Source organism: Streptomyces pinistramenti (assembly GCF_020564935.1).
GTDB classification, from domain to species: Bacteria; Actinomycetota; Actinomycetes; order Streptomycetales; family Streptomycetaceae; genus Streptomyces; species Streptomyces pinistramenti.
Genome location: NZ_JAJCXB010000032.1, coordinates 47,986 through 69,446, shown reverse-complemented (window position 1 = coordinate 69,446; position 21,461 = coordinate 47,986). Strand labels below are relative to the sequence as shown.

General features: G+C 73.5%; 18 protein-coding genes. 12 read left to right on the top strand and 6 right to left on the bottom strand.

Annotated elements, in window-relative coordinates; genetic code table 11:
- Positions 1-67: 67 nt before the first annotated feature.
- Entirely contained in the window at positions 68-1,096 is a 1,029-nt protein-coding gene (locus LIU39_RS21485; RefSeq protein WP_227048442.1) for an ABC transporter substrate-binding protein, read from the bottom strand.
- Between the two features lie 65 nt (positions 1,097-1,161).
- Between LIU39_RS21485 and LIU39_RS21480 the strand changes: the two genes are divergently transcribed.
- From LIU39_RS21480 to LIU39_RS21470, 3 genes are all read left to right on the top strand, one after another.
- Positions 1,162-2,211, top strand: coding sequence for a FecCD family ABC transporter permease (locus LIU39_RS21480; protein ID WP_227048441.1), 1,050 nt, complete (start codon positions 1,162-1,164; stop codon positions 2,209-2,211).
- Entirely contained in the window at positions 2,208-3,284 is a 1,077-nt protein-coding gene (locus tag LIU39_RS21475) for a FecCD family ABC transporter permease (RefSeq protein WP_227048440.1), read from the top strand. The genes LIU39_RS21480 and LIU39_RS21475 overlap by 4 nt, the downstream gene beginning before the upstream one ends.
- 77 nt (positions 3,285-3,361) lie before the next feature.
- The gene (locus LIU39_RS21470) at positions 3,362-4,204 is read left to right on the top strand and encodes an ABC transporter ATP-binding protein (protein WP_227048439.1); all 843 of its coding nucleotides are present in this window, start codon (positions 3,362-3,364) and stop codon (positions 4,202-4,204) included.
- On the opposite strand, the gene LIU39_RS21465 is transcribed toward LIU39_RS21470, so the two are convergent.
- Positions 4,188-4,535 (bottom strand): sterol-binding protein, encoded by a 348-nt coding sequence (locus tag LIU39_RS21465; protein ID WP_227048438.1) that lies wholly within the window; start codon positions 4,533-4,535, stop codon positions 4,188-4,190. The two genes, LIU39_RS21470 and LIU39_RS21465, sit on opposite strands and share 17 nt — an antisense overlap.
- Before the next feature lie 125 nt (positions 4,536-4,660).
- Here LIU39_RS21465 and LIU39_RS21460 point away from each other — a divergent pair, with 125 nt between their 5' ends.
- Genes LIU39_RS21460 through LIU39_RS21450 form a run of 3 tightly spaced genes read left to right on the top strand, consistent with a single transcriptional unit; the run spans position 4,661 to position 6,772 of the window.
- Positions 4,661-5,011, top strand: coding sequence for a hypothetical protein (locus LIU39_RS21460; RefSeq protein WP_227048437.1), 351 nt, complete (start codon positions 4,661-4,663; stop codon positions 5,009-5,011).
- Positions 5,012-5,018: 7 nt separating this feature from the next.
- Positions 5,019-5,834: a TlyA family RNA methyltransferase gene (locus LIU39_RS21455; protein ID WP_227048436.1), complete on the top strand. Its 816-nt coding sequence runs from the start codon at positions 5,019-5,021 to the stop codon at positions 5,832-5,834.
- A complete protein-coding gene (locus tag LIU39_RS21450; protein WP_227048435.1) occupies positions 5,831-6,772 on the top strand; it encodes an NAD kinase in 942 nt (313 codons plus the stop codon). Before LIU39_RS21455 ends, LIU39_RS21450 begins: the two co-directional genes overlap by 4 nt.
- 61 nt (positions 6,773-6,833) lie before the next feature.
- On the opposite strand, the gene LIU39_RS21445 is transcribed toward LIU39_RS21450, so the two are convergent.
- Entirely contained in the window at positions 6,834-8,372 is a 1,539-nt protein-coding gene (locus LIU39_RS21445) for a S41 family peptidase (protein WP_227048434.1), read from the bottom strand.
- Between the two features lie 352 nt (positions 8,373-8,724).
- Here LIU39_RS21445 and recN point away from each other — a divergent pair, with 352 nt between their 5' ends.
- The 3 genes from recN (at position 8,725) to LIU39_RS21430 (ending at position 12,840) form a co-directional block, all read left to right on the top strand.
- Positions 8,725-10,452, top strand: coding sequence for a DNA repair protein RecN (recN, locus tag LIU39_RS21440; protein WP_227048457.1), 1,728 nt, complete (start codon positions 8,725-8,727; stop codon positions 10,450-10,452).
- 117 nt (positions 10,453-10,569) lie between these two features.
- Positions 10,570-11,337, top strand: coding sequence for a hypothetical protein (locus LIU39_RS21435; RefSeq protein ID WP_227048456.1), 768 nt, complete (start codon positions 10,570-10,572; stop codon positions 11,335-11,337).
- A 342-nt stretch (positions 11,338-11,679) separates the two neighbouring features.
- On the top strand, positions 11,680-12,840 hold the full coding sequence (locus LIU39_RS21430; protein ID WP_227048433.1) for a glycosyltransferase family 4 protein: 1,161 nt from the start codon (positions 11,680-11,682) through the stop codon (positions 12,838-12,840).
- 30 nt (positions 12,841-12,870) lie between these two features.
- Here the strand turns inward: LIU39_RS21430 and LIU39_RS21425 are convergent, their stop codons facing one another.
- Positions 12,871-14,508: a PucR family transcriptional regulator gene (locus tag LIU39_RS21425; RefSeq protein ID WP_227048432.1), complete on the bottom strand. Its 1,638-nt coding sequence runs from the start codon at positions 14,506-14,508 to the stop codon at positions 12,871-12,873.
- Positions 14,509-14,592: 84 nt separating this feature from the next.
- On the bottom strand, positions 14,593-15,636 hold the full coding sequence (locus LIU39_RS21420; RefSeq protein ID WP_227048431.1) for a LacI family DNA-binding transcriptional regulator: 1,044 nt from the start codon (positions 15,634-15,636) through the stop codon (positions 14,593-14,595).
- A 143-nt stretch (positions 15,637-15,779) separates the two neighbouring features.
- On the opposite strand from LIU39_RS21420, the gene LIU39_RS21415 reads away from it, so the two are divergent.
- Genes LIU39_RS21415 through LIU39_RS21405 form a run of 3 tightly spaced genes read left to right on the top strand, consistent with a single transcriptional unit; the run spans position 15,780 to position 19,386 of the window.
- Complete coding sequence (locus LIU39_RS21415) at positions 15,780-16,805, top strand: glycoside hydrolase family 16 protein (RefSeq protein WP_227048430.1); 1,026 nt, start codon at positions 15,780-15,782, stop codon at positions 16,803-16,805.
- A complete protein-coding gene (locus tag LIU39_RS21410) occupies positions 16,802-17,971 on the top strand; it encodes a beta-1,3-glucanase family protein (RefSeq protein ID WP_227048429.1) in 1,170 nt (389 codons plus the stop codon). Before LIU39_RS21415 ends, LIU39_RS21410 begins: the two co-directional genes overlap by 4 nt.
- A 59-nt stretch (positions 17,972-18,030) precedes the next feature.
- Positions 18,031-19,386, top strand: coding sequence for an MFS transporter (locus tag LIU39_RS21405; protein WP_227048428.1), 1,356 nt, complete (start codon positions 18,031-18,033; stop codon positions 19,384-19,386).
- Positions 19,387-19,417: 31 nt separating this feature from the next.
- On the opposite strand, the gene LIU39_RS21400 is transcribed toward LIU39_RS21405, so the two are convergent.
- Entirely contained in the window at positions 19,418-21,229 is a 1,812-nt protein-coding gene (locus LIU39_RS21400) for a glycoside hydrolase family 15 protein (RefSeq protein WP_227048455.1), read from the bottom strand.
- Positions 21,230-21,461 lie beyond the last annotated feature (232 nt).

Below are 21,461 nucleotides of genomic sequence, written 5' to 3'. Positions count from 1 at the left end.
TGCGTCGGTTGTCCGGTGCGGTGGGAGCGGCGCGGGGCCCGAGGGGGCAAGGCCCCGCGCCGGTACGTCAGTTGACCTTCTTCGCGCTCTCGATGGCCTTGGTCAGCGCCTCGATGAGCGGCGCGGAGCCCGCGTAGGAGAAGCGCGGCTCGCTCGACCAGGGGGTGATCTGGCCGGCCTTGACGGCGGGCAGCTGGGCCCAGGACGGCTTGGCGGCCAGGTCCTTGGGCTGGAGGGTGGCGGTGCGGCTGTCCAGCAGGAGCAGGTCGGCCTGGTACTTGTCGGCGTTCTCCCAGCTCAGGCTCTCGAAGTAGCCGCCCTTGTCGAGGTGGTCGGGGACGATGAGGTCGACACCGAGCGACTTGTAGTACATGAGGTCGGCGTTGATGCCGGGGTTGGAGGCGTAGAAGAGGTTGGCGCTGCCGGAGCAGGCAAGCACCTTCACGGGGTGGGACTTGGCCGCCTTGCGCAGCGCGGCGCTCGCCTTCTCGAAGCGGGCCTTGTCCGCGGTGACCTGCTGCGCCTTCAGGTCGGCGCCGAGCGAGGCGGCCAGCTCCGCGTACCGCTCGATGATCTTCACCAGGCTCACCCGCGAGGAGGTGATGGCGACGCTCTTGGCGAGCTGGGTGATCTTGTCCTTGCGGTCGTCGGGCACGAACCACAGGGCGTCCGGCTCGTACATGTTGGTGATCAGCAGGTCGGGGCGGAGGCTCGCGTACTTCTCGACGTTGAACTGGTTGTACTCGTTGCCGATGATGGCGACCCTGTCGACGTCGATCCCGCCGGCCTGCGGGTCGGCCTTGCCGTTCTTCAGCTTGGTCGGGCCGAAGACGCCGACGATCTGGTCGTCGATGCCGAAGTCGTGCAGCGCGGCCGCGGTGCCGGTGAACGCGACGATGCGCTGCGGGGTGCGGTCGAGGGAGACCTTCTTCTTGCGGTCGTCGGTGAAGGACCAGGCGCCGCCCCCGGTACCGCCGTTGGCGCTCCCGGAGCCCTTGCCGCCCCCGCACGCGGCGAGCAGGGCGCCGATGCCGACGGCACCGCCTGCGGCTAGGACGCCTCGTCGGGACGGGGTTAGGCTGCGGAAGTTGCTCATGGTGGTGCGCTTCTCTCTGGGGAGGGCATGCGGGGCTGTTCTGAGGGTAGGCTAACCTAACTGGCGTGTTGGTCGACAGTCCCCCCGAAGCATCGAAGGCCCCGGCATCCGGGGCGCCGCAACGGCGGCACCTGACGCGCTGGGCGGGGCTGCTCGCCTCCGTGGCCGTCCTGGTGGTCGTCACCGTCCTCGGCATCGCCGTCGGCGCGAAACAGATACCGCTCGACCAGGCATGGCACGGGGTGTTCCACTACTCCGGCACCGATACCGACGTCGTCATCCATGACCTGCGCCTGCCCCGCACCCTCCTCGGCCTGCTGGTGGGCGCAGCCCTCGGCCTGGCCGGCACGGTCATGCAGGCGCTGACCCGAAATCCCCTTGCGGACCCGGGAGTTCTCGGGATCAACGCCGGCGCATCGGCGGCCGTCGTCTCCGCGATCAGCTTTCTCGGCATCACCTCACTGTCCGGATATGTGTGGTTCGCCTTCCTCGGCGCCGCGGTGGTCTCCGTCGCGGTCTACGTGCTCGGCGGCACCCGCGCCGCCACACCCGTACGGCTCGCCCTCGCCGGCACCGCGCTCAGCGCCGTCCTCACCGGCTACCTCAACGCCGTCAACCTCATGGACACCGCGACCCTGGACAAGATGCGCTTCTGGACGGTCGGTTCGCTGGCCGCGGCCACCCTGCCGACCGTCACACAGATCGCCCCGTTCCTGATCGTCGGCGGCGTCCTCGCGCTGCTGCTCGCCCGGCCGCTGAACGCCGTGGCACTCGGCGACGACCAGGCGCGGGCCCTGGGCGCCCGGCTGACCCGCACCCGGGTGCTGGCGATGATCGCGGTGACCCTGCTGTGCGGCGGCGCGACCGCGGCCTGCGGCCCGATCGTCTACGTCGGCCTGATGGTCCCGCACGTCGTCCGCGCCCTCACCGGACCCGACATGCGCTGGATCCTGCCGTACTCGGCGGTGCTCTCACCGGTCCTGCTGCTCGGCGCGGACATCATCGGCCGGATCGTGGCCCGGCCGGGCGAACTCCAGGTCGGCATCGTCACCGCGGTCATCGGCGGACCGGTCTTCATCTATCTCGTACGGCGTCGGAGGATGGCCCAGCTGTGAGTTCCCCTGTGCAGAGCGACAAGGGCAGGAAGACGGGCCGCCGGGTGACCCCGGTGCGCACCGGCGGCGGACTCTCGCTCCGCCTCGACCTGCGGGCCGTCACCGTCGGCGTGGTGCTGCTGGTCCTGGCGCTGGCCGCGAGCGTGGCGCTGATCGGGTCCGGCGACTACCCGATGACGCCGGCCGAGGTGCTGCGCACGCTGACCGGCGGCGGCGACGCGGGCCAGCAGTTCATCGTGCAGGAACTGCGGCTGCCGCGGGTGCTGGTCGGCCTGCTGGTCGGCGCCGCCTTCGGCATCGCGGGCGCGGTCTTCCAGACGGTCTCGCGCAACCCGCTGGGCAGCCCGGACGTGCTCGGATTCGGCCAGGGTGCGTCCGTCGGCGCGCTGGTCGTCATCGTCTATTTCCACGGCGGCACCTTCGCGGTCGCCGCCGGATCCGTGGTCGGCGGCGTGATCACCGGCCTCGCCATCTTCCTGCTCGCCTGGAAGCGCGGCATCCACGGCTACCGCTTCGTCCTCGTCGGCATCGGCGCCGCCGCCATGCTCTACGCGATGGTCCTCTACCTCCTGACCAAGGCGAACATCGTCGAGGCGACGCGGGCCACCACCTGGATGACCGGCTCCCTCAGCGGCCGCGACTGGAGCCAGGTCTGGCCGCTGGCCGCCGTCTGCGCCGTCCTCATCCCGCTGGCCCTGTGCTACGGACGTCCGCTGCGGATGCTGGAGATGGGCGACGACGCGGCGTACGCGCTGGGCGTACGGGTCGACCGGGTGCGCGTCGTCGTGCTGCTGGCCGCCGTCGTCCTCGTCGCGTCCGCGACCGCGGCGGCCGGGCCCATCGCGTTCGTGGCGCTCACCGCACCCCAGCTCGCCCGGCGGCTGACCCGCTCGCCGGGTCCGAACCTGCTGCCCGCCGCCGTCATGGGCGCCCTGCTGCTGGTCGCGGCGGACTGGTCGGCGCAGCGGCTGTTCGGCGCGGACCAGATGCCGGTCGGCGTCCTCACCGGCGTACTCGGCGGCGGCTACCTGATCTGGCTGCTGGTCACCGAGCGCAGGGCGGGCCGGATATGAGCCGGCCGGGCGGGCGGTCCCCGGCCGCCGTACCGGACCGCAGCAGTGACACGACGACAACCCCCAGGAGCCCCCAAGTGAGCCGTCTCACGGCCGAGAACCTCACCCTCGCCTACGACCAGCGGGTCATCGCCGAGAACCTCTCGGTCGCCGTCCCCGACCGGTCGTTCACCGTCATCGTCGGACCGAACGCCTGCGGCAAGTCCACGCTGCTGCGCGCCCTGTCACGGATGCTCAAGCCGACCGCGGGCCGAGTGCTGCTGGACGGCTCGGTCATCTCCTCCCTCCCGGCCAAGAAGGTCGCAAGGACGCTCGGCCTGCTGCCGCAGTCCTCGATAGCCCCGGACGGCATCACCGTCGCCGACCTGGTGGCCCGCGGCCGCTACCCGCACCAGGGCGTGCTGCGCCAGTGGTCGGGCGAGGACGAGCGGATCGTCAGGGAAGCGATGGAGTCGACAGGCGTGGGACAGCTCGCCGAGCGCTACGTCGACGAACTGTCGGGCGGCCAGCGCCAGCGCGTCTGGATCGCCATGGCACTGGCCCAGCAGACGCCGCTGCTGCTGCTCGACGAGCCGACGACGTACCTCGACATCCAGCACCAGATCGACGTCCTCGACCTCTGCGCCGAACTGCACGAGGAACAGGGCCGCACCCTCGTCGCCGTGCTGCACGACCTCAACCACGCCGCCCGTTACGCGAGCCACCTCATCGCGATGAAGGACGGCCGGGTCATCGCCGAGGGAGCGCCGTCGGACATCGTCACCGCCGAGCTGGTCGAGGACGTCTTCGGGCTCAGCTGCCAGATCATCGACGACCCGGAGACCGGCACCCCGCTGGTCATCCCGGCCGCGCGCAAGCCGCGCGCGGGAACCGGCGCGGCGGCCGGCGCGCGTACGGAGGCGGCTACAGCAAGGTCCTGAGCCGGAGCAGGTCGCGCACGCCGGCTTCGAGCTTGACGCGGCCGCCGCCCCAGGCCCGCGCGAAGGACAGCCGGCCGTCCACCAGCGCGACCAGATCGTCCCCCGCCATCGTCAGCCGGATGTCGGCCTTGCCGGGCGGCGGCCCGGGAACGCTCGTCACGTCCTCGATGGTGCCGCGCGCGAGGCGTCCGGTGAAGGTGACGTCCAGGTCGGTGATGCGGCAGCTGAGCGAGCGGTCGAGCGCGGCGGCGCTGCGCACGTCGCCGTCGGCCGTGGACAGGTTCTGCGCCAGCCGGTCGAGGGCGGCGCGGCACTGGTCGAGAGTTGCCATCGCGATCGACGATACGCCAGGCCGGGCACGGTCCGTCGGCCGTGGACGGGCCCCGTGCCCGGCGTGGACGCCGCACGCGGACGCCGACCCGGGGCCCGGCGGGTGTTCGGGGTAGCGTCGGGGACATGGAAGAGCCGACGTCAGGCCCGCAGCCGCAGGCACCGGACACGGACCCGCCCGTGGGCGCGGCCCCCGGGCACGGAGAACCGGAAGGCAGCGATCCGGAGGGCCGCGTGTCCGAGGGACCGCCGGAGCCGGCCGGGCCGCAGCCGCTGGGAGTGGGCCTCACCCCGACCGGCCACGCCGCGGTCGATGCCGGTCTTGCGCGTCTCGCCGACGCCGACCACCTCGCTGCCGACGGTCACCTCCCGGTGTACGAGGATGTGCACCGTGGGCTGCGCGATGCGCTGGCCGCTCTCGACCAGCGCCCCGGGCCGCCCGCGCCCACCGCGACGACGAACGACCTCAGGAGCTGAACCACAGGTGGCAGGAGTGGCACGACGCCGACTCGACGCGGAGCTGGTGCGCCGCAAACTGGCCCGCTCGCGCGAGCACGCCAGCCAGCTGATCGCCGCGGGACGGGTGACCGTCGGCGGGACGACGGCGAGCAAACCCGCCACCCAGGTCGAGACCAGCGCCGCCGTGGTCGTCCGTGAGGATGCGAGCGACCCGGAGTACGTCTCGCGCGGCGGCCACAAGCTCGCCGGCGCGTTTGCCGCGTTCGTCCCGCTCGGCCTGGAGATCGAAGGCCGCAGGGCCCTGGACGCGGGCGCATCGACCGGCGGCTTCACCGACGTCCTGCTGCGCGCCGGAGCCGGGCACGTCGTCGCCGTCGACGTCGGCTACGGCCAGCTCGCCTGGTCCCTCCAGAGCGACGACCGGGTCACCGTCAAGGACCGTACGAACGTCCGCGAGCTGAGCGTGGAGGACCTCGACGGGCAGCCCGTCGACCTCGTCGTCGGCGACCTGTCGTTCATCCCGCTGGGGCTCGTACTGCCCGCGCTGGTGGCCTGCGCGGCACCCGACGCGGATCTGGTGATGATGGTCAAGCCGCAGTTCGAGGTCGGCAGGGACCGGCTCGGCAGCGGCGGCGTGGTGCGCAGCGCCGAACTGCGCGCCGACACCGTCCGCGCCGTCGCGGCGCGCGCGGCCGAACTGGGCCTCGGCGTCCGTGGCGTGACTGCGAGCCCGCTGCCCGGCCCCTCGGGAAATGTCGAGTACTTTCTGTGGCTGCGCGCCGGGGCGCCTGCACTCGACCCGGCGGACGTCGACCGTGCAGTGGCGGAGGGGCCCCGTTGACCACAACACAGGCAGTTGAAGACCGCGCACCACAACCGGGAGGCGGTGCGGCGCGGACCGTCTTCCTGCTCGCACACACCGGCCGCCCGGCGGCCATCCGCAGCGCCGAACGCGTCGTCCAGGGACTGCTGCGCCACCGGATCGGCGTGCGGGTGCTGGCCGAGGAGGCCGCCGATCTGCCGCTGCCCCCCGAGGTGGAACGCGTCGAGTCCGAGCAGCGGGCGGCCGAGGGCTGCGAACTGCTGGTGGTGCTCGGCGGGGACGGCACCCTGCTGCGCGGCGCCGACTTCGCCCGGACCTCCGGGGTGCCGATGCTCGGCGTCAACCTCGGCCGGGTGGGCTTCCTGGCGGAGGCCGAGCGGGACGATCTCGACAAGGTCGTCGACCGGGTCGTCACCCGCGCGTACGAGGTCGAGGAGCGGATGACGCTCGACGTGCTGGTCCGCAACAACGGCAGCATCGTGCACACCGATTGGGCGCTGAACGAGGCGTCCGTGGAGAAGGCCGCGCGGGAGCGGATGCTGGAGGTCGTCACGGAGGTCGACGGCCGGCCGGTCTCGCGTTTCGGCGGCGACGGCGTCGTCTGTGCCACCCCGACCGGCTCGACCGCCTATGCCTTCTCGGCCGGAGGACCGGTCGTCTGGCCCGAGGTCGAGGCGCTGCTGATGGTCCCGATCAGTGCCCATGCGCTGTTCGCCAAGCCGCTGGTCACCTCGCCCAAGTCGGTCCTCGCGGTGGAGGTCCAGCCCAAGACGCCGCACGGCGTGCTGTGGTGCGACGGCCGGCGCAGCGTCGAACTGCCCGCCGGTGCACGGGTGGAGGTCAGGCGCGGTGCCGTACCGGTGCGCCTGGCCCGGCTGCACCACGCCTCCTTCACGGACCGTCTGGTCGCCAAGTTCGCGCTCCCGGTGGCCGGTTGGCGCGGCGCACCGCACTGACCCGCGGCGGGCGGGAGCCGTCGGCCGGCGTCCCCGCCCGGCGCCTCTCACGCGAGGACGTTCACCCGGTGGCCGTCGCCCGGCCCGACAGCAGGGCGCGGGCGCGGGTGAGCGCGGGGTCGCGGAGCGCGTCGAGATCGTCGTCCGCGAAGACCGGGGTGCGGATCGCGGGGGGTATGCCGGGACCGTCGAAGGTGCGTCCGCCGGCGGTCAGGAACTCCTCGTTCGGGAGCCCGAGCTGCCATGTGCCGGGCAGCGCGCGCTCCAGGATGTCGGAGAACACTCCCTGGGTGTTCTCGCCGATCCGGACGGGCGCGGGTGAGCGGCCCATCAGGGACTGGGTGAACGTCTCGCCTGCACTGATCGTCAGTCGCCCGGTCAGCACCGCCACCGGCCCGGTGAACACCGGGCCGCGGTGCGGCCGGACGCGGACCGGCTCCGGCGTGGTGAACTTCCCCGGGTCGTGCGGGTCGTTGCGGGCCCGCTTGGCGTACGCGAGGTAGGGGCGGTCGGTCAGCCGGGAGGCGATGCGCAGCCCGAGCGGGTCGTATCCGCCGCCGTTGAGCCGGAGATCGACGATGAGCCCGCGCAGCGCCCCGGGGCCCTGCGTCCTGGCCCGCGTGAACACCGCGTCCAGCGCCCGGTCCAGCTCGGCGGCGTCGCTCGCGAAGGAACCGTCCTGCGTGTACCGGGCGAACTGCGTGACGCGCAGGTAGCCGACGCGGTCCGGCAGGCCGGCGTAGGCGATCTTGCCCTGGGCCCAGCTGCGCCGGGTGACGCCGGGGCCGAGGTTCGCCGCTATCGCCTTGTCGATACGGGCCGTGAACCCGGGTGTGGGAAGGACGGTTCCCGGCCGTTTCCCCGCGAACCACTGATCGGGCCCCGCGACCACCCGGGTGTGTGCGTCGTGCAGCGGCTCGATCATCTCCCGCAGGACGGCGAAGAGTTCGTCGTCGCTGGTGGTGGCGGTGATGCGGGGGCGGTAGCGGTCGCGTACCGCCGCCCAGTCGATCTTCTTCGCGCGGAAGAACGGGTAGTTCTCGGCGAAGGTCTGCCAGTAGACGCCGAACACCGCACGGGGGTCGCGGGCGGCGGGCCTGCGGCAGCGGCCGGGCAGCGTGCCGACGCGGTGCAGGGTGCGGTGGCCCACGGCGTCCGGCGAGGACATCCGCGCGCGGCCGGCCCCTGCGGGTGTCACGGTCAGCGGGGCGCCGTCCGGCACGGTGAACACGCTGCGGCCGTGCGGACCCGGCGCCCCGGTACGGGTGCCGAGGACCGAGCCCGGCAGGCAGCTGACGGCGGTGGTCTCGTACGTCCGCAGCCGACGGCCCTCGATGGTGACGAGGGTGCCGTAGCCGTCGGTCCGCCAGACGCCCTCCAGGGGGGCGGTGCGGTCCGTGGGGGACGGCGCTGCGGGGGCCGGTGAGGCGGTGGCGGTCAGTGTCGTCAGCGTGGCCAGTAAAAGGGCCGCGTGCGCGGTGCGCCGGGCCCGCCCCGGGCCGCGGCCGGGCGTCCCGGGGCTGTCCGGGGGCGCGTTCCCGGGACGGCCGCCGGAGGGTCGGGGCACACCGGAATTCTTCGCCGTGCGGGCGAGCGGCATGGAGGACTCCTTGTGGGAGGGGATGGGAGGGGACCGGGGCCGGGCGGGGCGTGCCGGGAGGCGGCCGGGTGGCTCCGGTCCGTGCCGCCGAAGGTCACGGCGGGCGTGGCGCGGGCCGGTCCGTCGGCCACGAACGCACCTTTCCTCCCGTTTCCGTTTCCCGGCCCCGCTTCCGGTCCGTTCCGTTCCGCGATCGGATCCGTGCTCAGCGTGCCGGTCGGGAATGCCCAGGACCATGAGGGGTTCCGCAGCCTTCGGGTGGGGTTTTCCGCAGTGTCCGGGGCAGGAGAGGTGGGGAGGCCGTCGCGGGGCGGTCGTGGAACCTCGTAAGGTCGTATCCGTGTTGGAGGAGATGCGGATCCGGTCCCTGGGCGTCATTGACGACGCCGTTGTCGAGCTGTCCCCGGGCTTCACGGCGGTGACGGGTGAGACAGGTGCGGGCAAGACCATGGTCGTCACCAGCCTCGGCCTGCTGCTCGGCGGGCGCGCCGACCCCGCCCTGGTGCGGATCGGCGCCAAATCGGCGGTCGTGGAGGGCCGCGTCACCATGGCGGCGACCGCCCCGGCCGCCGTACGTGCCGAGGAGGCCGGTGCGGAGCTCGACGAGGGGGCGCTGCTGATCAGCCGCACCGTCTCGGCCGAGGGCCGCTCGCGCGCCCACGTCGGCGGCCGGTCCGTCCCGGTCGGCCTGCTGGGGGAGTTGGCGGACGACCTGGTGGCCGTGCACGGCCAGACCGACCAGCAGGGACTGCTGCGCCCGGCCCGCCAGCGCGAGGCCCTGGACCGCTACGCCGGTGACACCGTCGCGGTACCGCTCGCCAAGTACGCGGCCGCCCACCGCAGGCTGCGCGCCGTCGTCACGGAGCTGGACGGGCTGACGACCCTGGCCCGCGAGCGGTCCCAGGAGGCCGACCTGCTGCGGTTCGGCCTCGACGAGATCGCTGCGGCCGAACCGCAGCCGGACGAGGACACCGAACTCGCCGCGGAGGCCGAGCGGCTCGGCCACGCGGAGGCCCTGGCGTCGGCGGCGAGCGCGGCGCACACCGCGCTGGCAGGCAACCCCGAGGACCTGGAGAGCGTGGACGCCGCGACCCTCGTCGCCGGCGCGCACCGTGCGCTGGAGGCGGTGCGCAGCCACGACCAGGAGCTGTCCGCACTGGCCGACCGGCTCGGCGAGATCGGCATCCTGATGGCCGACGTCGCGGGCGATCTCGCCGGTTACGCGGACGGCCTGGACGCCGACCCGCTGCGGCTCGCCGCGGTCGAGGAGCGCCGCGCGGCTCTGACCCACCTGACGCGCAAGTACGGCCAGGACATCGCCGCCGTGCTGGCCTGGTCCGAGGAGAGCGCCGCGCGCCTCGCCGAGCTGGACGGCGACGACGACCGGATCGGCGGGCTGACCGTCGAGCGCGACGCACTCCGTGCCGAACTGGGCGAACTGGCACAGGCGTTGACCGACGCCCGGACCGCATCGGCCGGCCGGTTCGCGGACGCGGTGACCGCGGAACTCGCCGAACTCGCCATGCCGCACGCCCGGGTGAGCGTCGCGATCCGCCAGACCGAGGTGGCGGCCGAGACCGAGGGCATCGAGGTCGGCGGCCGTGCCGTCGCCTACGGACCGACCGGCGCCGACGAGGTGGAACTCCTCCTCGCCCCGCACCCGGGCGCACCGCCCCGGCCGATCGCCAAGGGGGCGTCCGGCGGTGAACTCTCCCGCGTGATGCTCGCCGTGGAGGTCGTCTTCGCCGGATCCGACCCGGTGCCGACGTACCTCTTCGACGAGGTCGATGCGGGGGTCGGCGGCAAGGCGGCCGTCGAGGTCGGCAGGCGGCTGGCCAGGCTCGCCAGGTCGGCGCAGGTCGTGGTCGTCACGCACCTCCCGCAGGTCGCGGCGTTCGCCGACCGGCAGCTGCTGGTGGAGAAGACCCACGACGGCTCGGTCACCAGGAGCGGCGTCACGGTCCTGGAGGGCGAGGAGCGGGTCCGTGAACTCTCCCGGATGCTGGCCGGCCAGGAGGACTCCGAAACAGCCCGCGCGCACGCCGAGGAACTACTGGAAACGGCCCGCACGGGACGCTGAACCGGCGGGGAGCGGACCGTGAGCCCTCGGGAAGCCGGGCGGCCGGAGGAGCGCGGCGTGATGCCGGGCGAGGGGAGAAGCGGCGTGGCGGCGTGGGCGGAGAACGGACGCGGCAGGATGCCGGGCCGGACACGGACGCTTCTCGGGGCGGCCGGGACGACCCGCGCCGCCTATGAGGCGCTGCGGCGCCGGCCGCCGGGCGGCAGCGCCCGATGGCAGCGGACGAACCACGCGGGCCGGACCGTTGACCTGCACGCGGGCCTCGCGACCGCCGCAGGCACCGCCCTCGCCGCCGCCACCGCGCCACGGCTGCCCGCCCGTACCCGGACCGCCGCGGCCCTCGCGGTGCTCGCCGCGGGCGCCTGCGGGGCGTACGACGACGCGGCCGGCGCCGGCGACCTCCGGCGCGGATTCCGGGCCCACCTCTCGGCGCTCCGCACCGGCGAGATCACCAGCGGCACCGTCAAGCTCTTCGGGATCGGCGCGGCGGGCCTCACCGCCGGCGCCCTGCTCAGGAACCGGCCGGCCGACGCGCTGCTCGCCGGCGTGGTCATCGCGGGATCGGCCCACCTCGTGAACCTCCTCGACGTCCGGCCCGGACGGGCCGCGGGCGCCGTGCTCGCCCTCGGCGCCCCGGGACTGCTGCGCGGCGGGGCGGCCGGCCCGCTGTCCGCCGCGCCGGTCGGGGCGGCGGCCGCGGTACTCGCCGACGACCTCGGCGAACGCACCATGATCGGCGACGCGGGCGCGCACGCGCTCGGCGCCGCCATCGGCCTGGCGATCGTGGCCGGCAACGGCCGCACGGGCCTGGCCGCGCACGCCGCCGCCCTGATCGCCGCCGCGGCGGCGGGTGACCGCATCAGCCGGGCGGCCGCCGCGCTCTGAGCCGCGCCCCGGGAGCCCGTACCCCCGGTTACGGGAACGGGTGTTTTGTCACCCATGTGAGTGGTCCGGCGGGGATGCAGGTGAGACATCCCACCTGAACGGCGGGCGAACGGTGCCGAATTGACGCCGAAGGGCTGGCATCCTGGGGCGCGGTGCGCGAGCCCGGCGTGCCCCGCCTCCCGTCGTACGGCCCGTGTGACGCGCTCGTACCGGGGCAGCCGTACGGGAGCCCCGCAGCACCCGGAGGGCCCGTACAACTCACCGCGGTACACAGCGCCTTGTCGCCCACGGACCGTCCAGCCGGTACGGTCCTACCGTCCGCCGACCCAGGAGCCCCAGCACGTGACCAGCACACCGCCCCCGTCGCACGGCCGCGCGCCGCTGCGCACGGTCCAGGTGCTGGGACACGGCGCCACCGGCAGCGCCGCCCATGTCCGTTCGCTGGCCGCAGGGCTGGTGGCGCGCGGCGTCCAGGTGACCGTCTGCGCTCCCCGCGAGGCCGACGAGACGTACGGATTCACCGCGGCCGGCGCCCGGTTCGCGCAGGTGGCGCCGCGTACGGACCCGGTGAGCCTGGCCTCGCTGCGCAGCGCCTGCTGGGGCGCCGACGTGGTGCACGCGCACGGACTGCGGGCCGGGCTGCGCGCCGTGCTGGCGGTGCGCGGGCTGCGGGGCCCCCGGGGCGGACGGGTTCCGCTCGTCGTCACCTGGCACACCAGGGCGCACCCCGAGGGCGCGCGGGCCCGGCTCGTGCATCTGATGGAGCGCAGGGTCGCGCGGGCCGCAGCCGTCGTCCTGGGTGCCTGCTCCGACCTCGTCGACCGGGCGCGCGAACGGGGCGCGCGTGACGCCCGGCTGGCGCCCGTCACCCTCACGCGCCCCCGTGAAGCCGCAGTACCACCCGCGGACCCCGACCGGACGCGGCACAAGGAACGGGCCGAACTGGGCGCGGTGGACCGCCCGTTGATCGTCTCCGTCGGCCGCCTCGAACCGCACCAGGGCCACGACCTGCTGCTGGACGCCGCGCACGCCTGGTGCGCGCTGGATCCGCAGCCGTTGCTGGTCATCGCGGGTGAGGGCGCGCAGCGGCCCGCGCTCCAGCGGCGGATCGACACCGAGCAGCTGCCGGTGCTGCTGGCCGGCCGCCGCGGCAACGTCCCCGAACTCGTCGCCGCGGCCGATGTGGTGGTACTCGCCGGCCACTGGGAGGCCCGGCCGCTGCTGGCCCAGGAGGCGCTGCGGGCCGGTGTCCCGCTGGTGGCCATCGACAGCGGCGGCACCCGCGAACTCGTGGGCCGGGCCGCCGAGCTGGTCCGCCACGGCGACGCCGCGGCTCTCGCCCGTACGGTCACCGGACTGCTCGCCGATCCGGTACGGCGGGCCACGCTGGCCGCCGCAGGTCCCGTCCAGGCGGCGGGCTGGCCGACGGAGGACGACACGGTCGCGCAGGTGCTCAGCGTCTACGACGAGCTGACGCAGCCCGGAGGCGGCCACTCCGGTTGAGCGGGGCCCGGTGCAGGCGCGGGCCCGCCGCTACCCCCGCTCCGCGTGCCGGCGGGCGCGGAGGGCCAGCCGGAGGCCCAGCACCGTCTGCGGGTCCTCCAGATCGGTGTCCAGGAGCTGGGCGATGCGGGCCAGCCGGTCGTACAGGGTCTGCCGGTTGACGTTCAGGTCGCGGGCCGTCTCGGCCTTGCGGCCCGCGCTGGCCAGATACGCCTCAAGGGTCGGCAGCAGTGGCTGGCGGGCACTCCTGTCGTGGCGCAGGAGCGGGCCGATGGCGCGGTCCACGAAGTCCGCGAGCACCCCCTCCTCGCCGTGTTCGCGCATCCGCCACAGCAGCAGTTCGATGTCCAGCCGGCGGGCGTCGAACCAGGGCTGCGGCGGCAGTCCCTGGGCCGCGGCGGCCGCCTCCGCCGCGTGCCGCAGCCCGGACCCGGCCGCCGCCCAGTCGCCCGCCGTGCCGACGACGACCACCGGGTGCTGTGCCGACGGGCGGTCCAGGCCGGCGCGCACCACCCCGGCGTGCAGCGCGGCGGCCACCCGGCCGGCGAGCGCTTCCCGGTCCTGGCCGGCGCGCAGCGCGACGAGCAGCGGCACCCGGCCTTCCACGGGCCGTACGCCGAGCAGCACCGGCACCCCGGGCGCCGCGAGTTCCTCGCGCAGCGCCTGGGCGAGCACCGCCCAGCTGCCGGGGGAGGGGAGCTGGGCCGGCATCCGCATCACCATCGGGAGGACCGGATCGGAGCCGGGCCGGAAGCCCAGCAGCCGGGCCTGCCCCGGTGCCTCGGCCGCCGAGACCCGGCCGTCGGCCAGGTCGGCGAGGAAGTCGCCGCGGCCGCGCGCGGCGAGCACCTCCTCCTGGCGGGACTGGAGCAGGACGACGGCAAGGAGGTCGGCGGCGCGTTCGGCGGCGATCCGGTGCACCGGGGCCGGCGGGGTGTTGACGGGGAGCAGAACGAGGCGGGCGCGCACCGCGTCCGGGCCGTGGCCGCCCCCGGGGACGTCGATCCGGACGCCGGTGTCCCGCAGTCCTTCCCAGGCCACCAGCGGGTCGGCGTCCGCGGGCCCGCCGTCACCGTCGTCGGCCTCCGGGCCCGCCGCGTACAGCGGGCTGCCGTCGGGGGCCTCCAGGCAGAGCGGATTGCCGGTGAAGACGGCCAGCAGCCGCAGCACTTCGGGTGCGCCGCCGCCGGCCAGCAGCACGTCCGTACAGCGCCGCAGGAGTTCGTCGGCACGGCGCAGCAGCGTGTAGTGGCTGTTGACGATCTCGGTGTGGATCGCTTCGGTGACCGTGACGTACGGGACCTCGCGGTGCAGCTGGATCAGCGGCAGGCCACAGTCGTGCGCGGCGTCGACCATCGCGGAGGGCAGCGAAGCGAAGCGGGAACCCAGCTCCACGACGAGGGCGGCGATCTCGCGGTCGGCGAGCTTGTGGATGAACGCGCGCTGCTCGGTGGGCCGCGAGCCGAGCCCGAGGCCGGTGGTCAGCAGCAGCTCGCCGCCCTTGAGCAGCGAGGCGATGTGCGGCACCTCTCCGGCGTGCACCCAGCGCACCGGCCGGTCCAGCCGGTCCGCGCCCGCCAGCACCTCCGGCAGCCCGCGCCGCAGGGCGGGCAGCTCAAGCGCCCTGCGTACGGTGATCTCCGCTTCGATCTTCGATTCCTGCCCCATGGCGTCGAACGGTACCCGCAGTCCGCCGTCGCAGGTCACGGGCGGACGGCGGCGGACCGGGCATCCGGGGCCGCGCGCGCCGCCTCACCCCGACGACTCACGTATCACCAGCTCCGCCCCGGTGATCACCGGCCGCAGGGCGGGCCCGCCGGCCCCCTGGGTGCCCAGCCGGCGCAGCAGCAGCCTGGCCATCAGCCGGCCCATCTCCTCCACGTCCTGGCGGACCGTGGTCAGCGGCGGATCCGCCCAGGCCGCCGGTTCCAGATCGTCGTAGCCGACCACCGCCACGTCATCGGGCACCCGCCGCCCCCGGGCCCGCAGGGTGCGCAGCGCGCCGTTCGCCATCAGGTCCGACGAGGCGAAGACCGCGTCCAGGTCCGGTACGGCGTCGAGGAGCCGGGCCATCGCCCGCTCGCCGCCGTGCGCGGTGAAGGCCCCGTCGGCGATCAGCCGCGGGTCGGGCCCGGCCGGTGCCAGGGCGTCGCGGTAGCCGTGCAGGCGGTCCAGGGCCGAGGTCTGGTCGAGCGGCCCGGTGATGACCGCGATCCGGCGGCGGCCGCGTTCGACGAGGTGGCGGACGGCCTGCCGGGCGCCGTCGCGGTTGTCGGTGTCGACGTACAGCGGCCGCGGTTCGCGCTCGGCGCCCGGCCATCCCGGGCGGCCGCCGTAGACCGTCGGCAGTCCGGCGCCCGCGGCCATCGCGGGCAGCGGGTCGTCACGGTGCAGGGAGAACATCAGCGCCCCGTCGACGTGTCCGGCCGCCAGATAGCGGCCGATGCGGTCGTAGTCGTCGCGGTGCGCCACGAAGAGGAGCAGCAGCTGGGTGTCGGCGGCGGACAGCTCCCGGCTGATGCCGCGCAGTTGGCGGCCGAAGAACGGGTCGGAGAAGACCCGGGTCTCCGGCTCGGCGATGACCACGGCGACCGCGCCGGTGCGCCGGGTGACCAGGGCGCGGGCCGCGCTGTTGGGGACGTAGCCCAGTTCGGCCACCGCCCGCCTGACCTTCTCCTGGACCGTGCCGCGCACTCCGGCGCCGCCGTTGACCACGCGCGAGACCGTGGCGCGTGAGACGCCTGCGCGCGCCGCGACCGCCTCCAGCGTAGGGCGCGGTCCGTTCGCCTCGGACACATGCAACTCCTTTTTCCACGCGGTGGGTTGACGCTGTGCCGTCGAGTCGGCAGGGTGCCGGTACACGATATGAGAGCGCTCTCAAGACGTGTACCCCTACCCTTGACTCCTCCTTCCCCCCACCGTGTCGAGGAGAGAATGTCATGAGCATGAGCTCGCGGACGAGGGCGGCGCTGTTCGCCGCCTGCTCCGTGCTGGCCGCCGTCGCCGCACTCGCCGTCCCCCTCGCGAACGCCCGCGAACCAGCCCCCGCCCCCCGCGCCACCGCCACCCAAGAGGCGCCCCCCGCAGCCTTCCAGGAGGTCTGGCACACCGACTTCGACGGCGCCGCCGGATCGCGCCCCTCCGCCGACGACTGGATCACCGACACCGGAACCGGCTACCCCGGAGGACCGCCCAACTGGGGTACAGGCGAACGCCAGACGTACACCGACAGCCCGGACAACCTCCAGCTCGACGGGGACGGCCACCTCAAGATCACGGCTCGGAAGGACGGCGGCACCTGGACCTCCGGCCGCATCGAGACCCGCCGCGCCGACTTCGCCGCCCCCGAAGGCGGCAAGCTCCGCATCGAGGCGAGCATCCGGCTGCCGGAGATCTCCGGCGACCAGGCGCTCGGCTACTGGCCGGCGTTCTGGACGCTCGGCGCCGACTTCCGCGGCAACTACCAGAACTGGCCGGGCATCGGCGAGTTCGACATCATGGAGAACGTCAACGGCGCCAACCAGGTCTGGGCCACCCTGCACTGCGGGGTCAGCCCCGGAGGACCCTGCAACGAGACCCAGGGCAAGGGGAGTTCACGGGAGTGCCCCGGCGCCGCCTGCCAGGCCGGCTTCCACACCTACGCGCTCGAACTCGACCGCACCGACAGCGCGGCGGAGTCGCTGAACTGGTACGTCGACGGACAGCGCTTCCACACCGTCACCTCCGCCGAGATGGACGCCGACACCTGGGCGAAGGCCACCCACCACGGCCACTTCCTGCTCCTCAACCTCGCCATGGGCGGCGGGTTCCCGGACGGCGTCGCAGGCCGCGCCACCCCCACCGACACCACCGCCCCCGGCGGCTCCCTCCTCGTCGACCGCGTCGCCGTCTCCGTCGCACAGCCCGCCGCGGCCCGCACCACCGCCCCCGCCCCGCGCACCGCATCGCAAGGAGCCACCTCGTGATCACTCGTCGCACCCTGCTCGGCGGACTCGCCGCCGGCGCCGCCACCGTCTCCGGCATCGCCGTCGCCGGACGCGCCATCGGCGCGCCCGCACCCCTCGGCGAAGCGGCGGCCGGGATGCCGCTGCACATCGTCAACAACTCCGGCAACTACGCCAATTCCGCCGTCTGGATCTACATCGTCGGCAACGACGGCACCCAGCAGGTACGGGTCACCCCGGAGGGCGAACTCAAGCCCGTCGCCGTGTCCGACAACGGCGCGGACGGCTTCACCGACTACGCGATCCCGCTCGCGGCGAGCGGCCCCACCACCCTCCAGCTGCCGCAGATGTCCGGCCGCATCTACACCGCGCTCGGCAGCAAGCTCAAGTTCAAGGCGGTCGAGGACGGCAACGGCAAGGCGGCGCTGGCCTATCCGGCCGGCTGGGTCTCGTCCGACCCCAACTACGACGTCCTGCACGACTGCGCCGAGTTCACCTACAACGCGGGCGGCATGTACTGCAACACGACCATGGTCGACATGTTCAGCGTGCCGCTCGCGATCAAGCTGACCGGCGCCAAGGACCAGACCACCGGCACCCTCAAGGACGGCGCCCGCGCCAAGGTCTTCGCCGACGTCAAGGCCGCCGAAGGCTTCGACAAACTGGTCATCGGCGACAAGCGCGTCATCGCCCCAGGACACGGCCTGGACAGCGGCCTGTTCGGCAAGGACTACTTCGCTCCCGCCATCGACGACGCCTGGTCCGCCTACGCGGGCAAGGACCTGAAGGTGACCACCAACGCCGGTACCTTCACCGGCCGGGTCAGCGCCGGCAAACTGTCCTTCACGGGCCCCGCTACGGTCGCCTTCGACAAGCCCTCCACCCGCGACGTCCTCTTCTGCGACGGCGCGCTGGCCGCCCCCAACGATGGCACCACCGGACCGGTCGCCGCCATCCTGGGCGCCGCCCTGAACCGCTCCACACTCGTCTCGGCCGCGGCCCAGCCCGCCACCGACCCGGCCGCCTTCTACCAGGAACAGCTCACCAACCACTACGCCAAGGCCATGCACGCGGCCACCGCCGACGGCAAGGCGTACGGCTTCGCCTTCGACGACGTGGCCGGCTTCGCCTCGTACATCGAGGACGGCGCCCCGAAGGAGATCACCCTCACCCTCACCCCGTTCTGAGCCCGCCCCCGGCGCGATCCCGGTAGGACGCCGCGGTCCGGACTCTTACGCTGTGCCGCATGTCAGGTACCGCGCAAGCACCCAACGGCCCTGCCGAAGAACCGGGCACCGCACCCCCTTCCACCACGGCCCCGGACCGTGCGGCCGCCGCCCTCGTGCAGCGGCGTACGGTCCGGGTGCTGATGTCCGCCCAGGTCGTGGCCGGCATCGGCATCGGCTCGACGCTGTCATCGGGCGCCCTGCTGGTCGGCAGGCTCAGCGGCTCCGAGGCGGCCGCCGGGCTCGCCACCACATCGGCCACGCTCGGCGCCGCCCTGCTGGGCATCCCGCTCGCCGCGCTCTCCCGCTCCCGCGGCCGCCGGGTCGGCCTCGGCTGCGGCTGGCTCATCGCCACCGCGGGCACCCTGCTGGTACTGCTCGGTGCCCACCTGGGCCGCACGGAACCGGTGCTCGCCGGCACCCTCCTGCTCGGCGCGGGCACCGCCGCCAACCTCCAGTCCCGCTACGCGGCCGCCGACCTCGCCGACGACGGCAACCGGGCCCGCGCGCTCTCCCTCGTCGTCTGGTCCACCACCGTCGGCAGCGTCATAGGCCCCAACCTCAGCGGCCCCGGCGAATCCGTGGCCCACGCCCTGGGGCTGCCCGGCGAATCGGGGACGTTCCTCTTCTCCGCCGTAGCATTCCTCGGCGGCTGGGCCCTGATCTGGTTCCGGCTCCGCCCCGATCCGCTGCACCTCGCCGCCGCCCTGGCACGCGCGGAATCCGGCCACACCGGGGGCGGTCTTCCGGCCGGAATATCCACCCCGCAGGCCACGGCCCGCTTCACCACCCGCACAGCCGACGCGCTGCGCCACGTCAGGTCCTCGCCCGCCGCCCTGCTCGGCCTGCTCTCCCTCGTGCTCGGCCACGCCGTGATGGTGTCCGTGATGACCATGACACCCGTCCATCTCGCCCACCACGGCGCCGGGTTGAGCGTCGTCGGCTTCACCATCAGCCTGCACATCGCCGGCATGTACGCACTCTCGCCGCTCGTCGGCCGGCTCGCCGACCGGATCGGCAGGGTGCGGATGATCCTCGCGGGACAGGCTGTCTACCTCGCGGCCGCGGTGCTCGCCGGCACCGCGGGCGCCGCCCACTGGGCGACCACCACCGGCCTGTTCCTGCTCGGCCTCGGCTGGTCCTGCGTGACCATCGCCGGCTCCACGCTGCTGACCGAATCCGTCGGCACCGAACGGCGCTCCGAGGTGCAGGGCCTCGCCGACACCCTGATGAACCTGGCCGGCGCGCTCGGCGGCGCACTCGCCGGCGGCATCGTCACCCTGATCGGCTACGGCGGCCTCAACGCGGCGGCCGCGGTACTCGTGCTGCCGGTCCTCGTGCTGGCTCTCGCACCGCGGGCCCGCACCAAAAGGTGAACGGGCCCGCGGAAAGGAAAACTGACGGGGGTCAGCCCCCGCCGTACGCACCGCTCGCGGTCAGCCGCAGTGCGGTGTCGATCAGCGGGACATGGCTGAACGCCTGCGGGAAGTTGCCCACCTGGCGCTGGTTGTGCGGATCCCACTCCTCGGCCAGCAGCCCCAGGTCGTTGCGGAGCGCGAGCAGCCGCTCGAAGAGTTTGCGGGCCTCCTCGACCCTGCCGATCATCGCCAGATCGTCCGCCATCCAGAACGAGCAGGCCAGGAAGGCCCCTTCCTCACCTTCGAGCCCGTCCACACCGGCCTCGTCGGCGGACGTCGGATAGCGCAGGATGAAGCCGTCCTCGGTGGCGAGTTCCCGCTGGATCGCCTCGATGGTGCCGATGACGCGCTTGTCGTCCGGCGGCAGGAAACCCATCTGCGGGATGAGCAGCAGCGACGCGTCCAGCTCCTGCGAGCCGTAGGACTGCGTGAAGGTGTTGCGCTCCGCGTCGTACCCCTTCTCGCAGACGTCACGGTGGATCGTGTCGCGCAGCTCCTTCCAGCGCTCCAGCGGTCCGTCCACGTCACCGGCCTCGATCAGCTTGATCGTGCGGTCGACGGCGACCCAGGTCATCACCTTGGAATGGACGAAGTGCCGCCGCGGGCCGCGGACCTCCCAGATGCCCTCGTCCGGCTCGTCCCAGTGCTTCTCCACCCAGCGGATCAGCTTCAGCTGGAGCAGCGAGGCATAGTCGTTGCGGGCGAGCCCGGTCATGTGCGCGAGGTGGAGCGCCTCGATGACCTCGCCGTACACGTCCAGCTGGAGCTGCCCCGCCGCGCCGTTGCCGACCCGGACCGGCTGCGAATTCTCGTACCCAGGAAGCCAGTTGAGCTCGTTCTCGCCCAACTCCCGTTCACCGGCGATGCCGTACATGATCTGGAGGTTCTCCGGATCGCCCGCCACCGCGCGCAGCAGCCACTCGCGCCAGGCCCGCGCCTCTTCCCGGTAGCCGGTGCGCAGCAGCGAGGAGAGGGTGATCGCGGCGTCCCGCAGCCAGGTGAAGCGGTAGTCCCAGTTGCGGCTGCCGCCGAGATCCTCGGGCAGCGAGGTCGTCGGCGCCGCCACGATCCCGCCGGTCGGCGCGTACGTCAGTGCCTTGAGCGTGATCAGCGACCTGACCACCGCGTCGCGGTACGGACCGTGATACGTGCAGTGCTCGACCCAGTCACGCCAGAAGTCCTCGGTGGCCTCCAGCGACGCCTCCGGCTCCGCCAGCGCCGGCGGCTGGTGGTGCGAGGGCTGCCAGCTGATGGTGAAGGCGACCCGCTCGCCCGGCGACACCGTGAAGTCGGAGTACGTCGTCAGCTCCTCGCCGTACGTCTCCGCCGAGGTGTCCAGCCACACCGAATCCGGCCCCGCGACCGCGACCGTCCGCCCGTCCACCTTGTGGACCCAGGGCACGACCCAGCCGTACGAGAACCGCATCCGCAGCTCCGAACGCACCGGAACGCTGCCGCTCACACCCTCCACGATGCGCACCAGCTGTGGCGCGCCGTCCCGCGGCGGCATGAAGTCGATGACCCGGACCGTGCCCGCCGGGGTGTCCCACTCGGATTCCAGTACGAGTGAGTCCCCGCGGTAGCGGCGACGGTCGGCGGGCTGCGGGCGGGTGCCCTCGGTATGGGCGGGGCCCATCCGCCAGAATCCGTGTTCCTCCGTGCCCAGCAGCCCGGCGAAGACCGCCGGCGAGTCGAAGCGGGGCAGGCACAGCCAATCGACCATGCCGTCTCTGCACACGAGAGCGGCGGTTTGCATATCGCCGATGAGTGCGTAGTCCTCGATGCGCCCGGCCACGTGCATCTCCCGTCGAACTGGAGTCACGCCCCCCATGGGACGTTGTGAGCTGTCCGTCCTGCCCATGAAACGTTGTCGAGCAACGGGACCGGAAATCGGGCGGGGGTGGTGCCTTACCGGACGGCTCGTAACGAGTGCCCGAGCAGGATACGACGCGCGCAAGTGATCTGCGCGACGCTCAGGAGAGTGGGGTCACCCGAACGGGTGATGAGTGCCGTGGGCCCGGTCCCGGACGCGG